Source organism: Lysinibacillus capsici (genome assembly GCF_003367505.1).
Lineage (GTDB): Bacteria > Bacillota > Bacilli > Bacillales_A > Planococcaceae > Lysinibacillus > Lysinibacillus capsici.
Map to the genome: position 1 here is coordinate 305,820 of NZ_PXXX01000018.1, position 16,870 is coordinate 322,689.

The 16,870-nt window shown below is 36.5% G+C and carries 15 protein-coding genes; 7 read left to right on the forward strand and 8 right to left on the reverse strand.

Annotation, left to right across the window (positions count from 1 at the left end):
- Positions 1 to 69: 69 nt before the first annotated feature.
- The 5 genes from yihA to C7B89_RS17120 all read right to left on the reverse strand — a co-directional run bounded on the left by yihA (position 70) and on the right by C7B89_RS17120 (position 7,557).
- Positions 70 to 651, reverse strand: a complete 582-nt coding sequence (gene yihA, locus C7B89_RS17100; RefSeq protein WP_048395121.1) for a ribosome biogenesis GTP-binding protein YihA/YsxC — start codon at positions 649 to 651, stop codon at positions 70 to 72.
- Positions 652 to 655: 4 nt separating this feature from the next.
- Positions 656 to 2,980 carry an endopeptidase La gene (gene lon, locus C7B89_RS17105; protein WP_048395119.1) on the reverse strand — a complete coding sequence of 775 codons (2,325 nt, stop codon included), beginning with the start codon at positions 2,978 to 2,980 and terminating at the stop codon, positions 656 to 658.
- 230 nt (positions 2,981 to 3,210) lie between these two features.
- Positions 3,211 to 4,482: an ATP-dependent protease ATP-binding subunit ClpX gene (gene clpX / locus C7B89_RS17110; protein WP_036075657.1), complete on the reverse strand. Its 1,272-nt coding sequence runs from the start codon at positions 4,480 to 4,482 to the stop codon at positions 3,211 to 3,213.
- Between the two features lie 682 nt (positions 4,483 to 5,164).
- Entirely contained in the window at positions 5,165 to 6,454 is a 1,290-nt protein-coding gene (tig, locus tag C7B89_RS17115; RefSeq protein ID WP_048395116.1) for a trigger factor, read from the reverse strand.
- A gap of 119 nt (positions 6,455 to 6,573) precedes the next feature.
- On the reverse strand, positions 6,574 to 7,557 hold the full coding sequence (locus tag C7B89_RS17120; protein WP_048395114.1) for a hypothetical protein: 984 nt from the start codon (positions 7,555 to 7,557) through the stop codon (positions 6,574 to 6,576).
- 218 nt (positions 7,558 to 7,775) lie between these two features.
- On the opposite strand from C7B89_RS17120, the gene C7B89_RS17125 reads away from it, so the two are divergent.
- The 7 genes from C7B89_RS17125 (at position 7,776) to C7B89_RS17155 (ending at position 15,050) form a co-directional block, all read left to right on the forward strand.
- On the forward strand, positions 7,776 to 8,240 hold the full coding sequence (locus C7B89_RS17125; RefSeq protein ID WP_048395112.1) for a hypothetical protein: 465 nt from the start codon (positions 7,776 to 7,778) through the stop codon (positions 8,238 to 8,240).
- A 240-nt stretch (positions 8,241 to 8,480) separates the two neighbouring features.
- Positions 8,481 to 9,323, forward strand: coding sequence for a DUF2785 domain-containing protein (locus C7B89_RS17130; RefSeq protein WP_112118086.1), 843 nt, complete (start codon positions 8,481 to 8,483; stop codon positions 9,321 to 9,323).
- An 826-nt stretch (positions 9,324 to 10,149) separates the two neighbouring features.
- Complete coding sequence (qoxA, locus tag C7B89_RS17135) at positions 10,150 to 11,055, forward strand: cytochrome aa3 quinol oxidase subunit II (RefSeq protein ID WP_048395109.1); 906 nt, start codon at positions 10,150 to 10,152, stop codon at positions 11,053 to 11,055.
- A 61-nt stretch (positions 11,056 to 11,116) separates the two neighbouring features.
- Positions 11,117 to 13,060 (forward strand): cytochrome aa3 quinol oxidase subunit I, encoded by a 1,944-nt coding sequence (gene qoxB / locus C7B89_RS17140; protein WP_048395108.1) that lies wholly within the window; start codon positions 11,117 to 11,119, stop codon positions 13,058 to 13,060.
- Between the two features lies 1 nt (position 13,061).
- Entirely contained in the window at positions 13,062 to 13,661 is a 600-nt protein-coding gene (qoxC, locus tag C7B89_RS17145) for a cytochrome aa3 quinol oxidase subunit III (RefSeq protein ID WP_016991860.1), read from the forward strand.
- Positions 13,661 to 13,945: a cytochrome aa3 quinol oxidase subunit IV gene (gene qoxD / locus C7B89_RS17150; protein WP_004226585.1), complete on the forward strand. Its 285-nt coding sequence runs from the start codon at positions 13,661 to 13,663 to the stop codon at positions 13,943 to 13,945. The genes qoxC and qoxD overlap by 1 nt, the downstream gene beginning before the upstream one ends.
- A gap of 247 nt (positions 13,946 to 14,192) precedes the next feature.
- A complete protein-coding gene (locus C7B89_RS17155) occupies positions 14,193 to 15,050 on the forward strand; it encodes a DUF6612 family protein (RefSeq protein WP_048395106.1) in 858 nt (285 codons plus the stop codon).
- A gap of 61 nt (positions 15,051 to 15,111) precedes the next feature.
- On the opposite strand, the gene C7B89_RS17160 is transcribed toward C7B89_RS17155, so the two are convergent.
- Genes C7B89_RS17160 through C7B89_RS23110 form a run of 3 tightly spaced genes read right to left on the reverse strand, consistent with a single transcriptional unit; the run spans position 15,112 to position 16,864 of the window.
- Entirely contained in the window at positions 15,112 to 15,531 is a 420-nt protein-coding gene (locus C7B89_RS17160; RefSeq protein WP_115674152.1) for a universal stress protein, read from the reverse strand.
- A 50-nt stretch (positions 15,532 to 15,581) separates the two neighbouring features.
- Positions 15,582 to 16,658, reverse strand: coding sequence for a PQQ-dependent sugar dehydrogenase (locus tag C7B89_RS17165; protein WP_054550011.1), 1,077 nt, complete (start codon positions 16,656 to 16,658; stop codon positions 15,582 to 15,584).
- Between the two features lie 44 nt (positions 16,659 to 16,702).
- The gene (locus tag C7B89_RS23110; RefSeq protein ID WP_167444838.1) at positions 16,703 to 16,864 is read right to left on the reverse strand and encodes a hypothetical protein; all 162 of its coding nucleotides are present in this window, start codon (positions 16,862 to 16,864) and stop codon (positions 16,703 to 16,705) included.
- Positions 16,865 to 16,870: the final 6 nt, after the last annotated feature.

Here is a 16,870-nt window from a genome sequence, read left to right on the forward strand (position 1 = left end):
TACACCACTCGATTGAAAATACAAAAACATCTATTGTCCTAACGGTTTAGATACAATAGATGTTTTTTATTACATTTTATTTTCGATTGTTTTCCAAGCTTCCTCAAAGCCAAGACCCGTTTCTGATGAGAAGACAATAAGTGAATCACTTTTTTCCATCTCCAGTGTCTCTTTGACAATTTTCTTATGTTTATCCCACTTACCTTTTGGAATTTTATCTGCCTTTGTTGCGATGACAATGCAAGGAATATTGTAATGCTTTAAAAAATCATACATCATACGATCATCAGCTGTCGGAGGATGTCGCAAATCTATAATTTGTACGACTGCTTTTAACTCCTGGCGTCCTGTAAAATAGCGCTCGATCATTTTTCCCCATGCCTCACGCTCTGTTTTAGAAACCTTTGCATAACCATACCCTGGAACATCTACAAAAAATAGCTGTTCTTCAATCTTATAAAAGTTAAGGGTTTGTGTTTTACCAGGCTTAGATGAAATACGTGCTAAAGCTTTACGTCCGATCATTCGATTTATGAAGGAAGACTTTCCTACATTGGAACGACCTGCTAATGCAAATTCTGGCAGTCCATCTTCTGGATATTGGTCTGGTCGTACCGCACTAATGACCATTTCGACATTATGGACTTTCATTTTTTTAAAAACCTCCGTCCAGCGCATAGGCTAAAACTTCATCAGCCGATGTCACTAGTTTAAATGTTAGTTGCTCACGTACACTATCAGGAATATCCTCTATATCGCGTTCATTATCCTTTGGACAAATGATTGTCGTTAATCCTGCACGGTGAGCGCTTAATGTTTTTTCTTTTAAGCCGCCGATTGGCAATACACGGCCACGCAAGGTAATCTCACCTGTCATACCTACCTCGCGGCGAATCGGGCGATGTAAAATAGCCGAAACGATAGCTGTTGCCATTGTAATACCAGCTGAAGGTCCATCTTTAGGTACTGCACCCTCTGGCACATGGATATGAATATCATGTGTATCAAAAAATTCAGCATCCACATTAAGGTGTTCCATCTTCGTACGAACATAGGATAAGGCTGTTTGAGCAGATTCCTTCATTACCTCACCAAGCTTACCAGTTAGTTGTAACTTCCCTTTACCTGGTGTTAAAGAAACTTCAATTTGTAATGTATCTCCACCAACTGTTGTATAAGCAAGTCCAGTAGCGACACCCACTTGATTTTCCTTTTCAGCCTGTCCATAGCGGAAACGATGTTTACCAAGTAAATCTTGTAATGATTTTGAGCTAACCGTTACGCGTTTTTTCTCACCAGATACAATTACTTTGGCAATTTTACGGCAAAGCGTAGCAATTTGTCGTTCTAAACCGCGAACTCCTGCTTCCCGAGTATAATAACGTATAATATCAGTGACTGCTTCATCTTTGATTACCACTTGCGTTTTTTTCAAGCCATGCTCTTTAAGCTGCTTTGGTATAAGATGATTTTTTGTAATTTGAGCTTTCTCGATTTCAGTATAGCCTGCAATTGATATTACTTCCATACGATCTAATAATGGTCCTGGGATGCTACTTAAATCATTGGCAGTTGCAATAAATAACACATTAGATAGATCATATGGTTCCTCAATATAATGATCACTAAATGTATTATTTTGTGCAGGGTCTAAAACTTCAAGCATTGCTGCTGCAGGGTCACCTCTAAAATCATTCGACATTTTATCGATTTCATCTAATAAAAATACTGGATTAATGGTACCTGCTTTTTTCATTCCTTGAATAATACGTCCTGGCATTGCACCAACATACGTACGTCGATGTCCGCGAATTTCCGATTCATCTCGAACACCACCTAAAGAAATACGAATAAACTTTCGATCTAAACTTTCGGCAATGGAGCGAGCTAATGATGTTTTACCAACACCAGGAGGCCCTGCTAAGCATAAAATAGGTCCTCGCAGTGAATTTTTCAGCTGACGTACTGCTAAATATTCTAGAACACGTTCTTTGACTTTTTCTAATCCATCATGATCTCGGTTTAAAATATTTTCAGCATGGGCAATATTCATGCGATCCTCTGTAGCATTTGTCCACGGTAATGAAATAAGCCAATCAATATAATTGCGAATAACACCGCTCTCAGCACTAGCTCCAGGTATTTTTTCATAGCGATCTAATTCTTTCAGTGCTGCTTCCTTTGTTGTTTCTGGCATACCAGCTTCGTCGATACGCTTCCGTAATTCTGCAACTTCTCCAGTTTTCCCTTCGCGATCTCCCAGCTCCGTTTGGATAGCTTTCATTTGCTCACGTAAATAATATTCCTTTTGCGTACGCTCCATTGACTGCTTTACTTTGGAATTAATCTTCTTTTCTAGATCCAATACTTCCTGTTCATCATGCAAGCGAATAATTAAATGATCTAGTCGTTTTTTAACGCTTAGCATTTCCAATACTTCTTGCTTGTCGGCAATTTTAAACGGCAAATGAGAAGCAATAATATCAGCTAAACGGCCAGGCTCTTCAATATCCGTTACAGTATTGATCGTCTCAGTTGTAATTTTATTGGAGGATTTTGCATATTTTTCAAAATACGTCAACAATGTCCGCATCAATGCTTGTGTTTCTACATCTTTTTCCGTTGACTCCTCTTTAATTTCAATATCGACAACCGTATACTTCTCTAACGCACGATAGTTTTTCCACGTTGCACGAGCAACTCCTTCTACAAGGATACGTAACGTGCCATTTGGTAATTTAAGCATTTGTTTGACATAAGCAATTGTACCAACTGAATACAAATCTTGCTCTTCAGGTTGTTCATCGTGCATTTCTTTTTGTGTTACCAATAAAATCATTTGGTCCTCTAACATTGCCTGCTCAAGCGCCGCTACAGAACGATTTCTACCCACATCAATATGTAACACCATCGATGGGAATACTAAAAGTCCACGCAAAGGCAATAATGGTACATTTGTTGTTTTTTGTATTGTCACCATGCGGGCATTCACCTCCGTCAAAATTTTCATGTTAACATCCCGCGCTACTAGTATGTGTTTAAAAAGTTGATTCACACTAGATATTGAAGCGAGCCAAAAATTTCTTCAAGTTACAGCTGGCTTTATGTAGGAATGAATAAAAAGCTGACTGTCGATATGTGCGAATATTGCACAATCGAAGTCAGCTAATTACTCTCTATCTCACAACGGTAGACAGCCACGTCTATTCATTATGCTGAAGTTTTAGTGTCGCTACCTTCATCGAGTTCAGTGCCATCTTCAAGAAGCAATTTCGGTTTTTCTTTATCCGTAATTGTTTTTGCTGTAATGATACATTTTTTCACGTCTTCACGTGAAGGTAATTCGTACATTACATCAAGCATTGTTGACTCAATAATTGAACGAAGACCACGCGCACCTGTTTTACGTTCAATTGCTTCCTTAGCAATTGCCACAAGAGCATCTTCATCAAATTCAAGCTCAACGCCATCTAATTCAAGCATTTTTTGATATTGCTTGGCTAGTGCATTTTTCGGCTCTGTTAAAATTTGTACTAGTGCTGCTTCGTTTAATTGCTCCAGACTCGCAAGTACAGGTAATCGACCAATGAACTCTGGTATTAAACCAAATTTCAATAAATCCTCAGGAATCAGCTTGGACATGATAGAACCTTCATCTACATCTACTTTATTCGGATCTGAACCGAATCCTATTACTTTTTCACCCTGACGTCGTTTAATGATGGTTTCAATACCATCAAATGCACCGCCAACAATGAAAAGAATATTGGTTGTATCGATCTGTAAGAATTCTTGATGAGGATGTTTTCGTCCTCCTTGTGGTGGAACACTTGCAACTGTTCCTTCAAGAATTTTTAGGAGTGCCTGCTGAACACCTTCGCCGGAAACATCTCGTGTAATAGATGGATTTTCCGACTTACGTGCAACCTTGTCAATTTCATCAATATAGATAATCCCTTTTTCAGCGCGTTCGATATCATAATCAGCTGATTGGATTAACTTTAATAAAATATTTTCAACGTCCTCACCAACATAACCTGCTTCAGTTAAGGAGGTAGCATCCGCAATAGCGAATGGAACATTTAAAATACGTGCTAACGTTTGAGCTAATAAAGTTTTACCGCTACCAGTTGGGCCGATTAACACAATGTTCGATTTTGCTAATTCAATATCATCAATTTTACTATTCGTATTGATACGTTTATAGTGATTGTAAACTGCGACTGCCAATGCTTTTTTAGCACGCTCTTGTCCAATTACATACTCATCTAAAATCGTTAAGATTTCTTTTGGTTTTGGAATATCTTGGAATTCGATCTCCTCTTCTACACCTAGTTCCTCTACAACGATCTCTGAACAAAGCTCGATACATTCATCACAAATATAAACACCTGGACCTGCAACTAATTTACGCACTTGTTCTTGTGGTTTTCCACAGAATGAGCATTTTAAATTGCCTTTTTCATCATTAAATTTGAACAATATGTTTCACCCCTATTCAAGCAACAATCTTACAAGATTATTGAACCTTTATCAAATAAATTGTCTGCATCATTTACGCCTCAGTAATTATGCATGTGTAGATTATAACGCATCGTCATGTACTTTACTTCATTTGTCTTTCGAAGCATGCTATAGGAACCTGCTTACTTCGCCACCTTATACTGCTATAAAGTTACATTTATTCACTTCCGACACACTACAAACTACTGATCTCTATTTATAAATCTACTACATTCATCAACCAAGGGTATATCACTCAAAAAATAAATTTTATTTAGTTAGAACCTTTCTGAATGAAGTTAAGTTTAGCATCGTATCAATTTCGCCTTGACTCTAATAGCGCCAGGACTTCATCTAAATCCTTGCCGCCTGCCAGCAGGCACTATCTTCATTCAGTCGTGGTTTAAACACACACTAAAAAGGTTAAAAGGCTTACAGCTCGCCATCTATGTGAGATGGGAGTTTTTTGTACCTGACATAATACTTTGGATACAAAAACATCTGCTGAATGAAGATAAAAACTAAAACAATACTATGTATAAGTGAAGTATAAAGTGAATTAAATGTTAAGGGGACTGATTGCTAAGAGTTTATGTGATAAAACAAGGCACGGATGAATGCCGTACCTTGTTTTTTTTGGGCTATCTAATTACACAAAATCTTATTCAGTAATTTTAGCGTTTTCTACTAAAAATTCAACTGTTTTTTGGATTTTGATGTCATTTTCAAGTACTGCTGTTCCACCTAAAGCACTTGTGATTTGATCTTTTGTCATGTTAAATTGAGCAGCCATTTTTTCTAATTCTGCTTCAATATCAGCTTCAGATGCTTCAATTTTTTCAGCTTCAGCAATTGCTTCAAGTGTTAATGATACACGCACACGGCTTTCAGCTTCTTCTTTCATTTGGCCACGTAAGTCTTCTTCTGATTGACCAGAGAATTGGTAGTAAAGGTCTAGATTCATACCTTGCATTTGTAAACGTTGACCAAATTCTTGTAACATACGATCAGTTTCAGAGTTGATCATACCTGCTGGTACTTCAAAGTCCGCATTTTCAGCTGCTTTTTCTACAAGCTCATCACGAAGAGCTGCATCTGATTCTGTTTCTTTTTGAGCTGCAGTTTGTTCTTTAATTTTAGCGCGTAAAGCTTCAACGCCTTCAACTTCTGGATCTAATTCTTTTGCGAATTCATCATTTAACTCAGGAAGAACTTTTGTTTTAACTTCTTTCACAGTTACTTTGAAAGTAGCTTCTTTACCAGCTAATTCAGCTGCATGATATTCTTCTGGGAATGTAACAACAACATCTTTAGATTCGCCAGCTTTAACACCAACTAATTGCTCTTCAAAACCTGGAATGAATGAACCTGAACCGATTTCTAGTGGATAGTCTTCACCTTTACCACCTTCAAAAGCTTCTTCGCCAACGAAACCTTCGAAGTCGATCACAGCTGTATCACCTTCTACGATTGCTTCGTCTTCTTTGATTTCAAGCTCTGCTTTACGAGCTAATTGATCTTGAATTTGTGCATCTACTTCTTCATCCGTTACTTCTACTGGAAGTTTAGATACTTCTAGACCTTTATAGTCTCCTAGCTTTGGTTCTGGTTTCACTGTTACTTGTGCAGTGAATGTGAAATCTTGACCGTGTACAAAGTTTTCTGTACCAGCGATTTCTGGGTAATCAACTGGCATAATTCCAGCTTCATCAATTGCTTTTGCATAAGATTCAGGAACGATGATTTCTAATGCATCTTGGTATAGAGATTCGATACCAAAACGTTGTTCAAACATTTTACGAGGCATTTTACCTTTACGGAAACCTGGTACGTTAATTTGTTTTACAACTTTTTTGAACGCTTGGTCCATTGCTGCGTCGATTTCTGCAGCAGGTACTTCGATTGTAAGAGTACCGATATTACCTTCTTGTTTTTCCCATTTTGCTGACATGTATAAATACCTCCAAATAAATAATCAAGTTTAAGATGTTAGACAATTCATTCGTAACTACGATTTTGACAACCATTTTAGTATAACATAGATGTGTATAGTTTCAACTTATTTCATACCTAATGTAGTTCTGTTAGCTTTTCTAACATTTGTAAAAAGTCAATGATTTCATAGTCCATTTCTTGTACATTTCCAAGCATCGCTAAGACAAAATCAATATAACTATAGGCAACATCATCTGCTTCGAACGGGTGCCATTCAAATGGATACGTTACAATGGCATGCTTTGCCATTAAATATTGTACCATTTCCAAAGTCGATGGGTCTTGTTCTAGCTTCACTTCTAGTATATTTTTTATTTCTCCATACTGCGGTAGCTGGTTAGGCAATACTAATTCAGTAGGATTAACAACTTTGGTTTGATTAAATTTGGCTACTGTAACATTGATAGCTACTTCTTGTTCTACTAATAATATAAGTGCTAGACTCTGGACAAACGGATGGATCGTGGAACATTCAATAATCTCTTTCAACGGCTCTTTTAATTGTCTTACATTTGTATCCATAAGTCGATGTAAGCGAATGGATTGCTCATTTGGACTAAGTGCCCTAAATTTCTCAAGGTCATATTCTTGTTCTTCTATTAAACGTTGTGCATTTTCTTTTTTTTCTAGATTCTTAGACACTTCACTATTCAAATTTTTTAAGCGTTCAAATTTTTCAATTTGATCCTGAGGCAAAACATTTTCTTCAAGTAGCGTTGAAATTAATGACTCTACTTGATGGTATTCTTTTAACTGCATGCATACGGTAATGTACAATTCCATGATTTCTACATAAAATGACGTACCCATTGAAAATAATTGCTCACAAACATCCTTTGTCTTGCTATAGTCCTTTAATTCATACAAAGCGAAAGCATAAGCACTAAGAGCAAATTCATCTCCAGCTTCGTACACAAATGCCTTTTCAAAGCTTGCCACCGCTTTTTCATACTGAAAATTTTCAGCAAACATATGTCCTTCACGTATTAAAGTTTGGACAGCGCCCGGAAAAACAACAACATTGTCATGTTTAATGACATGACGCTTTCTTTTTGTCATTTTTCTCACCTCATTGTTCTAATTTTTCATTTCTGCTATTTACTAAAAAAATCCACAAGTTTCTTGTTTTTAACAAAAAATTATTGCTTTTGCATTCATATTTTGTAATAAATTGTATTATAATTAGAATAGTCTAAAATTTATCACAATAATTCGCAGACGCTTCCCCTTTGTTGTCTGCATCAAGAAAATCAAGTTCTTAACAAGGAGTGGAATCCATGCAATTACTTGATACAATTACAGAATTTGATCATTGTATCTCATCTGCATTCGAGGCATTATCGATTAAAGTCATTTCAATTTCTACAACGGACGGCCCTTTTCAAGATAAGCCGATAGAATTTGAACTTTTAACACGCACCAAAATAGATGTCTACACACAAGAAGCCAGCACCTATATTTTAAAAATTCAAGGGTGTATTCCTGGATCTATTGCACTTGGTCATCAAAACGAGTCTCTTTCCATTATTCCTCAAAAAGTAAACATTGAATGTAACTACAAGCTGCTACATGTTGATAAAAAAGATATGCATCAGATTTTACAACATCCTGAACCAAATCGTCACTATAGTGAATGGCTCATTGATGCAATCAAAAATGCCAATATTCTTGTCGAGTTAAAGACAAATCAACACACGCTCACTGAATGGCCAATTGGCATTAAATCAGCAGTCATTATTTAGCTAGACAAAGACATACTTAAATAGGTATGTCTTTTTTATTGTTCACATTTTAGTTTTACCATTTTATTGCGTTTCTATCATAACAACTTTCTATAGTTTCTGGAAATAATATTGTAAAAATTATGTTTTAAAGAGGACATTCTAACTGTGCTTGATTAAAATGAAGGTTTCAAATTTATCCCTTCGAAATGAAATGGCGCTATAATATAAAATACAAAAATAAGTTGGGGGCTTTTTTACATGGATATTAAAGAAACATTACAGTCTTTTTCTACAATGACACTGTCTGAGCGTCAGACATTTATGTTCGAACATAGTGATTGGCTATTACAGGAGATGTTAGCCCATATTGGCTCAGTTGATGCCGAATTACGAGACCAGCTCATTTATCGCACCTTTGTTGATTTACTAAGTGATAATTTATTGAGTTCTCAACAAATTCAATATTTGTTTGATACAGTTACAGGTGAGGATTTTTTATATTTACATATCGGAGATAAAACAGAGGATAGTGTCTTTACTCGATCGTTTTCTGCTTTACTAGTTGCAGGTCTTCTTGCAAAGGACGCTGAATTACTTGTTTTAAGAGATGAAGACCTACAAGTGTTCTTTAAAAAAATTGGCCGTTATTTGTTATTAGAACAGGATACGAGAGGATATGTTCAAGGAAAAGGATGGGCACACAGTATTGCACATGGTGCAGATTTAGCTACAACAACAATAAAACATCCAAAATTCGATTTACAGTATGCACCATCCATTTTACATGCATTAAAACTTGTCACTTGGAAAGAAACAGTCTTTGTTAACGATGAAGAGGAACGTTTAATTAATATAGTGGATGCATTATTGCTTCAAAATTACTCAGAGGAAGCACTGATCGAATTTGTTGAGCAGGCTTTTGATAAATTTGAAATGCATTTAATGACACAAGGTTATAATGAGCTCTTCTTTAGTGGAAGAACTTGTACCTTAAACTTTATGAAAACACTGTATTTTTCTTTGAAAATGAATAATAAAGCTCCACAGCTTCAAAATACGATTTATGGACAAGTAGCCAAATGGCTGAAGCTTGGTGATTGACAGGTAATTTTAAAAATGCTGAATTACACCGCTTAATTCTTGATAACATAAATTTTTTCTAAAATACTAGCAAACTAAGAACTGGCTTAGTTTGCTTTTTACTTTTCAAATAAAACAAATGAAGTAAAAATATGGATATTAAAGAAAACCTATTATTATATTAACATAATTAATATTTCACTCCATTTATTCCCTCCTCGCTCATTCCTTTCATTGAAAATTCAACCTATTGTTTCCATAAAACGTCATTGCATCTACTCCTTTTTTGGATAAAAGGCAAATAAAAAATCCCAATAGGTCTGGTATGACAATGATTTTATTACAAAACAGCGTCTAAAATGTGAAATACCATTTTTCACATTTTAAATTATTTACTTAGGTAAACATCAGGAATGCAGTATTTTCAACGTTTACACAGTGTTTAATAAATAAAACCTATAAATACCAATACTAAAATAACGATTTTTGTTCAAAAAATGTTCAAATTCAATACCGCTATACTATCATTTTCATAACAAAATTATGTTTTTTCTTAAAAACAGGGCGTATAATCCAATGTGCAAACAACGAGAGATTGTGACAATCGTAGTTAACCAAGTATGTATTTAAACGATTGCGCAAATCATTGATTTTGCTAACGCTTGCATCAGATCAATCAACACTAGATTTTATGTTTCATATTGAACCATGCCATTGTAATTTCTTAAGTTGTTGATTGATACGCCAAGATAAAAGAGGTGACCTCAGTATCAACTATTTGTAAATGTGACACTGACAAAAAACACATGAATTTTATGAATAGCCGTTCTATAGAAAGGAGTCAAACATGAAGAAAAAATTAAGTTTAATGTTAGTAGCATTGAGTGCGATTGCTCTTCTTGCTGGATGTGAACCATTAACAGTGTTCAATCCAAAAGGACCTAATGCTGAAACATTATCAAACACAATTATCTTATCCATTATTACAATGGCCTTTATATTGCTAGTCGTGTATGTGCTTTTAGCCTTTATGCTTACAAAATATCGTGCATCAAAAGCAGCTGCAGATTATGAGCCTCCTCATGAAGAAGGAAGTCATCTGCTTGAAATTACATGGACAGTAATTCCAATTATTATCGTAGCATTTTTAGCTGTAGTGACAGTAAGAACAACATCTACAGTAGAAGCTCAACCAGCAGGTTATGACGATAAGGAGCCTTTAGTGATTTATGCATCATCATCAAACTGGAAATGGCACTTTAGTTATCCAGAAGAAGGTGTTGAAACAGTTAACTATGTAAACATTCCGGTGGATCGTCCAATCGAATTTAAGCTTTACTCATTTGGTCCAATTACAAGTTTCTGGATTCCTCAATTAGCAGGTCAAAAATATGCTATGAGTGATATGTTAACAACAATTCACCTTGCAGCAGATGAAGTTGGTTCATTTATGGGACGTAACTCTAACTTTAATGGACGTGGCTTTGCAGAAATGGAATTTGAAGCACAATCTATGACACAAGAAGACTTCGATAAATGGGTTGCTGATGTTAAATCGAAAGAGGCACCATTAACAGAAGAAAAATTTGATGAGCTTTTAGAGGCAGAACATGTTGGGCGCCAAAGCTTCTCATCTACACACTTAGACTTTAGACCAGCTCCAATGGAACATGGTAAACACATGAATATGGATGAAATGGATCATGGGGACATGTCTGAAGAAGACATGAATAATGAACATTCTGGTCATTAATTTGATTTTATCGTTGAACGAATCGAGACATTAATTTTTAATTCTGAAAGGAGCGCATCCAATGAGTATGGAAGAATTATTCCATCCAATGCAAGAACCGATGATTTTAGCGGCAGCTATTAGTATCGTAGTTGGTGCAGTGGTTATCGTAGCAGGCCTTACTTATTTCAAAAAATGGGGCTATTTCTACAAAAACTGGCTATCAACTGTTGACCATAAAAAAATCGGGATTATGTATATCGCAGTAGCTTTATTAATGCTATTCCGCGGTGGTATCGATGCACTATTAATGCGTGCACAAACAGCCGTTCCAGATAACGGACTTCTTGATGCACAACACTATAATGAAATTTTCACAACACACGGTTTATTAATGATTCTATTTATGGCGATGCCATTTGTTATCGGCTTAATGAACATTGTCATTCCACTTCAAATCGGTGCACGTGACGTTGCTTTCCCACGTCTAAACGCTGTCAGCTTCTGGCTATTTGCAGCAGGTGCTGGTTTATTAAACTTATCATTCATTATCGGTGGTTCACCAGACGCTGGTTGGACAGCCTACTTCCCTCTTGCAAGTACGGATTTTAGTCCGACTGTAGGGAATAACTATTATTCTTTAGCCCTTCAATTATCAGGTATTGGTACTTTAATGACAGGTGTTAACTTTATCACGACGATCATTAAAATGCGTGCTCCTGGTATGACATTAATGAAAATGCCAATGTTTTCTTGGTCAATTTTAATTACAAACATTATTATCGTATTCGCGTTCCCAGTATTAACTGTAGCGCTTGCTCTTATGATGTTTGACCGTCAATTCGGCACAAAATTCTTTGCGATGCAAGACGGTGGTATGGATATGCTTTGGGCCAACCTTTTCTGGGTTTGGGGACATCCTGAGGTTTATATCGTTATCCTACCTGCTTTCGGTATTTTCTCAGAAATCATTGCAACATTCGCACGTAAAAACTTATACGGTTACAAATCAATGGTGATGAGTATGGTGGTCATTTCCCTACTATCATTCGTAGTTTGGGCCCACCACTTCTATACAATGGGTCATGGTGTAATGGTAAACAGTGTTTTCTCTATTACAACAATGGCAATCGCCGTTCCTACTGGGGTTAAAATATTCAACTGGCTACTCACAATGAGGCACGGGAAAATTCAATTTACAACACCGATGCTTTATGCACTTGGCTTTATTCCTATCTTCACAATTGGTGGGGTTACAGGGGTAATGCTAGCGATGGCAAGTGCTGACTACCAATATCATAATACGATGTTCTTAGTTGCCCACTTCCACTATGTATTAATTCCAGGTACAGTATTTGGTGTCCTTGCAGGTTACCACTACTGGTGGCCAAAAATGTTCGGTTTCCGTCTAAATGAAAAATTAGGGAAAGCTGGTTTCTGGTTCATTGCCATCAGCTTCAACGTAACGTTCTTCCCACTATTCATTTTAGGTTTAGATGGATATGCTCGTCGTATGTACACTTATTCTGAGTCTACTGGTTATGGTCCATTGAACATGTTATCGTTCGTTGGTGCTCTAGGACTTGCAGTCGGCTTTGCATTAATCGTCTACAATATTTACTATAGCTGGAAGCATATGCCTCGTAATGAAAAGGCAGATGTTTGGGATGGTCGTACACTTGAGTGGGCTACTCATTCTCCAGTACCAGAATATAACTTTGCCGTAGTGCCTACCGTTACTCGCTTAGATGAGTTCTGGTTCGCGAAAAAAGAAGGTCGCGATATTACGGCAGGTACAATCGAAAAAATTCACATGCCAAATAACACAGGCACACCATTCTGGATGAGTGGATTCTTCTTCCTTGCAGCATTCTTCGCTGTATTTAATCTATGGATTCCAGCCATCATCAGTATGCTTGGTGTATTTGGCTTCATGATCCATCGTTCATTTGAAAAAGATCATGGTCGTTACATTTCAGTTGAGGAAGTAATGGCAACTGAGAAAAGCTTGAGAGGTGATAAATAATATGAAAATCGATTCTTCACTTCCATTAGAATATAGTACAGAGGAAAACCGTCTAAAAATCTTTGGTTTTTGGATTTTCCTTGGCGCCGAAATCGTGTTATTTGCCACTTTATTTACTGTGTATTTCACACTTCATACACGTACAGGTAGTGGACCAGATGGTGCCGAGATTTTCGAATTAACGCCCGTTCTATGGGAAACATTCTTATTATTAACAAGTAGTTTCACAATTGGTCTTGGTGTTCATGCAATGCGTATTGGTCGTAAAAAAGCGATGATGACATTCTTTATCATCACTCTATTACTAGGCCTTGGCTTCTTAGCTATTGAGATTGATGAATTTGTCACATATGTACACGAAGGTGCGACGATTCAAACAAGCGCATTCTTATCGTCATTAATGACTTTACTTGGAACGCACGGTGCCCACGTAACATTTGGTTTCTTCTGGGGCGTAGCTATTTTAATCCAAGTAGCGAAACGTGGCTTAAACCCACAAACGGCTAATAAAGCGTTTATCTTCTCACTGTACTGGCATTTCCTAGACGTTGTTTGGATTTTCATCTTCAGCTTCGTCTACTTGAAAGGACTGATTAGCTGATGAAGGAATTATTCCCAAAACAACATGTGATGGGCTTCGGCTTCTCACTATTACTAACAATCGTAGCTTTAGCAGTTGTAAAATTTGATATGTCTCTTAATATGGCATTTGGAATTTTACTAGTAACTGCTCTTGCACAGGCAACTGTACAATTAGTATTATTCATGCACATCGGTGAATCTGAAGATAAAAAAACGTTATATACAACAATTTTATACTCAGTATTCGTAGGTGTTGTGACAATCATTGGTACATTATTTGCTATGATCTGGGGTTATAATTGATCCATTACACTATGGTGTAAGCAAAAGGCTGTCTGAACTTATCGTCCTTGTACGATAAGTTCATGACAGCTTTTTTGTTTTATCCCTATTCATTTGGTAATTATCGCGTTTAAAGATTACAAAAGTAGGAGTAATGTTATTTTTTTAATAAAAAAGTAGTTCTTTTCTAACAATTTATGAAACTTTTCCTTTTTTAGTGCGTATAGTAGTAGATAGTGTTTTTTACCAAGAATAGGAGATGAAAGTAATGAAGAAAATTTTTAAAGTATTAGCAGTCGGAACACTAGCGTTGACACTTGCAGCTTGTAATTCAAGCGCTACGCCTACGAAAGACACAACTAATAAAAGCAAACTCACTTTAGAACAAGTGTATGACAAAGCAGTAGATCGCCAGGCTGATATTCAAAGTGCAAGTGCTAAAATGGATATGACACAGGTGACAAAGGTTGGGTCTGGTGAAGAAGCAATGGAGTTTTCAATCGACTCCAAAATGGAGATGGATATCATCGTTGATCCACTTGCAATGCATTTATCAGGATCTATGACAATGCCTGATATGATGAATGAAGGTAAAGAAACAATGGACATGCCAATTGAAATGTATATGAAAAAAGATGCAGGCTTATTTATGAAGGATTCGACAACAGATAGCTGGTTAAAGCTCCCTGATGAGAACTTTGATGCTATATTAGATCAAACGGCGGCTTCTGCTGATGCGAAGGAACAGCTAGAACAATTGAAAAAATTCATTAAGGACTTTACATTTGAACAAACGGATGATGAATACGTCCTTACATTAGATGCAAAAGGCGATAAATTCAAAGAACTAATCGATTCTGAGATTAATAAGTCTATGCAAGAAATGGGTCTAGAAGAAAATCCAATGGATCAACTATCAATTGAAAAAATTAACTACGTACTACACATCGATAAAGAGACTTTCGATACGAACAAAATGGATATGAATTTTGACTTAAAAATGGCCGTAGAAGGTGACGAATTGTTAATGAATACAAAATCAGTCGTTACGTATACTGAATTTAATCATCTAAAAACAATCGATATACCTCAAAGCATTATTGATAACGCTCAAACATTCCAATAAAAAAAGAGCCTGCTTGTCTACTAGCACAAGCAGGTTCTTTTACTCTAAACTATTTTAACAACTAACGAACAATCAACACATCACAAAGCGCATGACGTACGACTTTCTCTGCCACAGAGCCTAACATCATTTTCTCCATACGATTTAATCCAGTTGCACCGCAAACAATTAAATCAACCTGAGGTAACTGTGTTAAAATGCCTTTTGGTGAACCTGTTTCTACAATGGATTCGACCTCTTTGACTCCTGTCTGTAATGCCTCTTTTTCTAGCTTTTTCATTTTAAGAATGTTTTCCTTCTTCAATTCCTCGGCATATTTTAAGTCATATGCTGAAACTGCTCCAAACGATTTTGTATCAATGACATTCACCAATTGCAAAATAGCATTGTGTTCCTTTGCTAATTGACTAGCTCGATCCAATGCTTTTAATGATTGTTCTGAGAAATCAATTGCTACTGCGATCTTAAGATAGTTTGCCATGTTTGTCCTCCCCATTCATCCTAGCATTCCATGTTTTCTCAAATATTATATCACAATGGCGTTCGATATAGTTTATCATCCTGAGGTTGCGGATTTCCACGACCATCTGTATTATTGCTAATAAAATAAAGAAATTTTTCATCCACAAAGACATCACGAATTCTACCAAATTCTGATAGTAATTCATTGTGTTTGTTCTTATTTATATCAAAAGCTAGGACTGCTTTGCCTCTTAGGGCAGCGACATATAATTGATCATTTACAATAGCAATGCCTGATGGTGCCCATGTGATAGAAGAACCGGATGTAAAAAGAGGTGTTATCATCCCCTGCTCTTTCTCCATTCCTTCAATAAGAGGCCAGCCATAATTCTTTCCCTTCTCAATGATATTAATTTCATCATTTCCTGCATTGCCATGCTCACTGGCATACATCGTACCATCATTAGACCATGTTAAGCCTTGTGGATTTCGATGTCCATAGCTATATATATAGGATTGAGGAAAAGGATTATCATTCGGTATGGTGCCATCCAAATTGATGCGCAAAATTTTCCCTTCTAAAGCTTCCACATCCTGTGCTAAAGAAGGTTGTGTTGCATCTCCTACCGTTGCATACAGCTTGCCGTCAGGACCTATTTTCAAACGTCCCCCATGATGGTATGTACCACTCTTTATTCGATCCATAATAAGATTCTGTTCGAGCCATTTATTATCGCTAAACGTTAACGTAACAATTCGATTAAATTGTTCCTCTTCCTCGACATACGTATAATACGCATAGGCAACTTGACTAGTAGGAAAATTAGGTGCTAACACAAATCCCAACATACCAGCTTCTGGAGCAGTTGATAGCTCCTTTTTCAGGATAACCTGCTGCCTATCAACGCCCCCTTCCGCAATCTTGACAATACTTCCTGGCCTTTCTGCTATATAAAAGACATCTCCACTTTTTTGAATCGACCAAGGTGTCTGCAATTGATCTGCTATTATTTCAATAGAGGAATTCATGGCATCTTTAGCGTGATTTTCCTCACTTTCTAACCTATTATCGTTATTATCCTTCGTTGACGTACAAGCAACACATAGAATCATCGTTAGCAGTATTAAAGGTATGTAACGTCCCATGATTAATCATCCTCTCATTTATGAAAAATAGAAAGAGACGCCACCTAGACGCCTCTCTTACTTTTTATACTTTCAAACAGGATTATTTCACCAAATGTTCTTGTTTTCTCTAACACCTCTAGAAAGGCTTCTTTACGATGGATGAGTCGTTCTTGGTGCAATTTCTGATAGGAATGCTGAAAATCATCTATAGCTATTTTATCCATAAACTC

What these genes read in the sequence shown, in the direction of transcription:
- C7B89_RS17125 (WP_048395112.1), top strand. Translation starts at nt 7,776, where the DNA reads ATGCAATTACTTGATACAATTACAGAATTTGATCATTGTATCTCATCT.
- C7B89_RS17130 (WP_112118086.1), top strand. Translation starts at nt 8,481, where the DNA reads ATGGATATTAAAGAAACATTACAGTCTTTTTCTACAATGACACTGTCT.
- yihA (WP_048395121.1), bottom strand. Translation starts at nt 651, where the DNA reads ATGAAAGTCCATAATGTCGAAATGGTCATTAGTGCGGTACGACCAGAC.
- qoxD (WP_004226585.1), top strand. Translation starts at nt 13,661, where the DNA reads ATGAAGGAATTATTCCCAAAACAACATGTGATGGGCTTCGGCTTCTCA.
- C7B89_RS17155 (WP_048395106.1), top strand. Translation starts at nt 14,193, where the DNA reads ATGAAGAAAATTTTTAAAGTATTAGCAGTCGGAACACTAGCGTTGACA.
- qoxB (WP_048395108.1), top strand. Translation starts at nt 11,117, where the DNA reads ATGAGTATGGAAGAATTATTCCATCCAATGCAAGAACCGATGATTTTA.
- C7B89_RS17120 (WP_048395114.1), bottom strand. Translation starts at nt 7,557, where the DNA reads ATGACAAAAAGAAAGCGTCATGTCATTAAACATGACAATGTTGTTGTT.
- qoxC (WP_016991860.1), top strand. Translation starts at nt 13,062, where the DNA reads ATGAAAATCGATTCTTCACTTCCATTAGAATATAGTACAGAGGAAAAC.
- tig (WP_048395116.1), bottom strand. Translation starts at nt 6,454, where the DNA reads ATGTCAGCAAAATGGGAAAAACAAGAAGGTAATATCGGTACTCTTACA.
- lon (WP_048395119.1), bottom strand. Translation starts at nt 2,980, where the DNA reads ATGGTGACAATACAAAAAACAACAAATGTACCATTATTGCCTTTGCGT.
- qoxA (WP_048395109.1), top strand. Translation starts at nt 10,150, where the DNA reads ATGAAGAAAAAATTAAGTTTAATGTTAGTAGCATTGAGTGCGATTGCT.
- C7B89_RS17160 (WP_115674152.1), bottom strand. Translation starts at nt 15,531, where the DNA reads ATGGCAAACTATCTTAAGATCGCAGTAGCAATTGATTTCTCAGAACAA.
- C7B89_RS23110 (WP_167444838.1), bottom strand. Translation starts at nt 16,864, where the DNA reads ATGGATAAAATAGCTATAGATGATTTTCAGCATTCCTATCAGAAATTG.
- C7B89_RS17165 (WP_054550011.1), bottom strand. Translation starts at nt 16,658, where the DNA reads ATGGGACGTTACATACCTTTAATACTGCTAACGATGATTCTATGTGTT.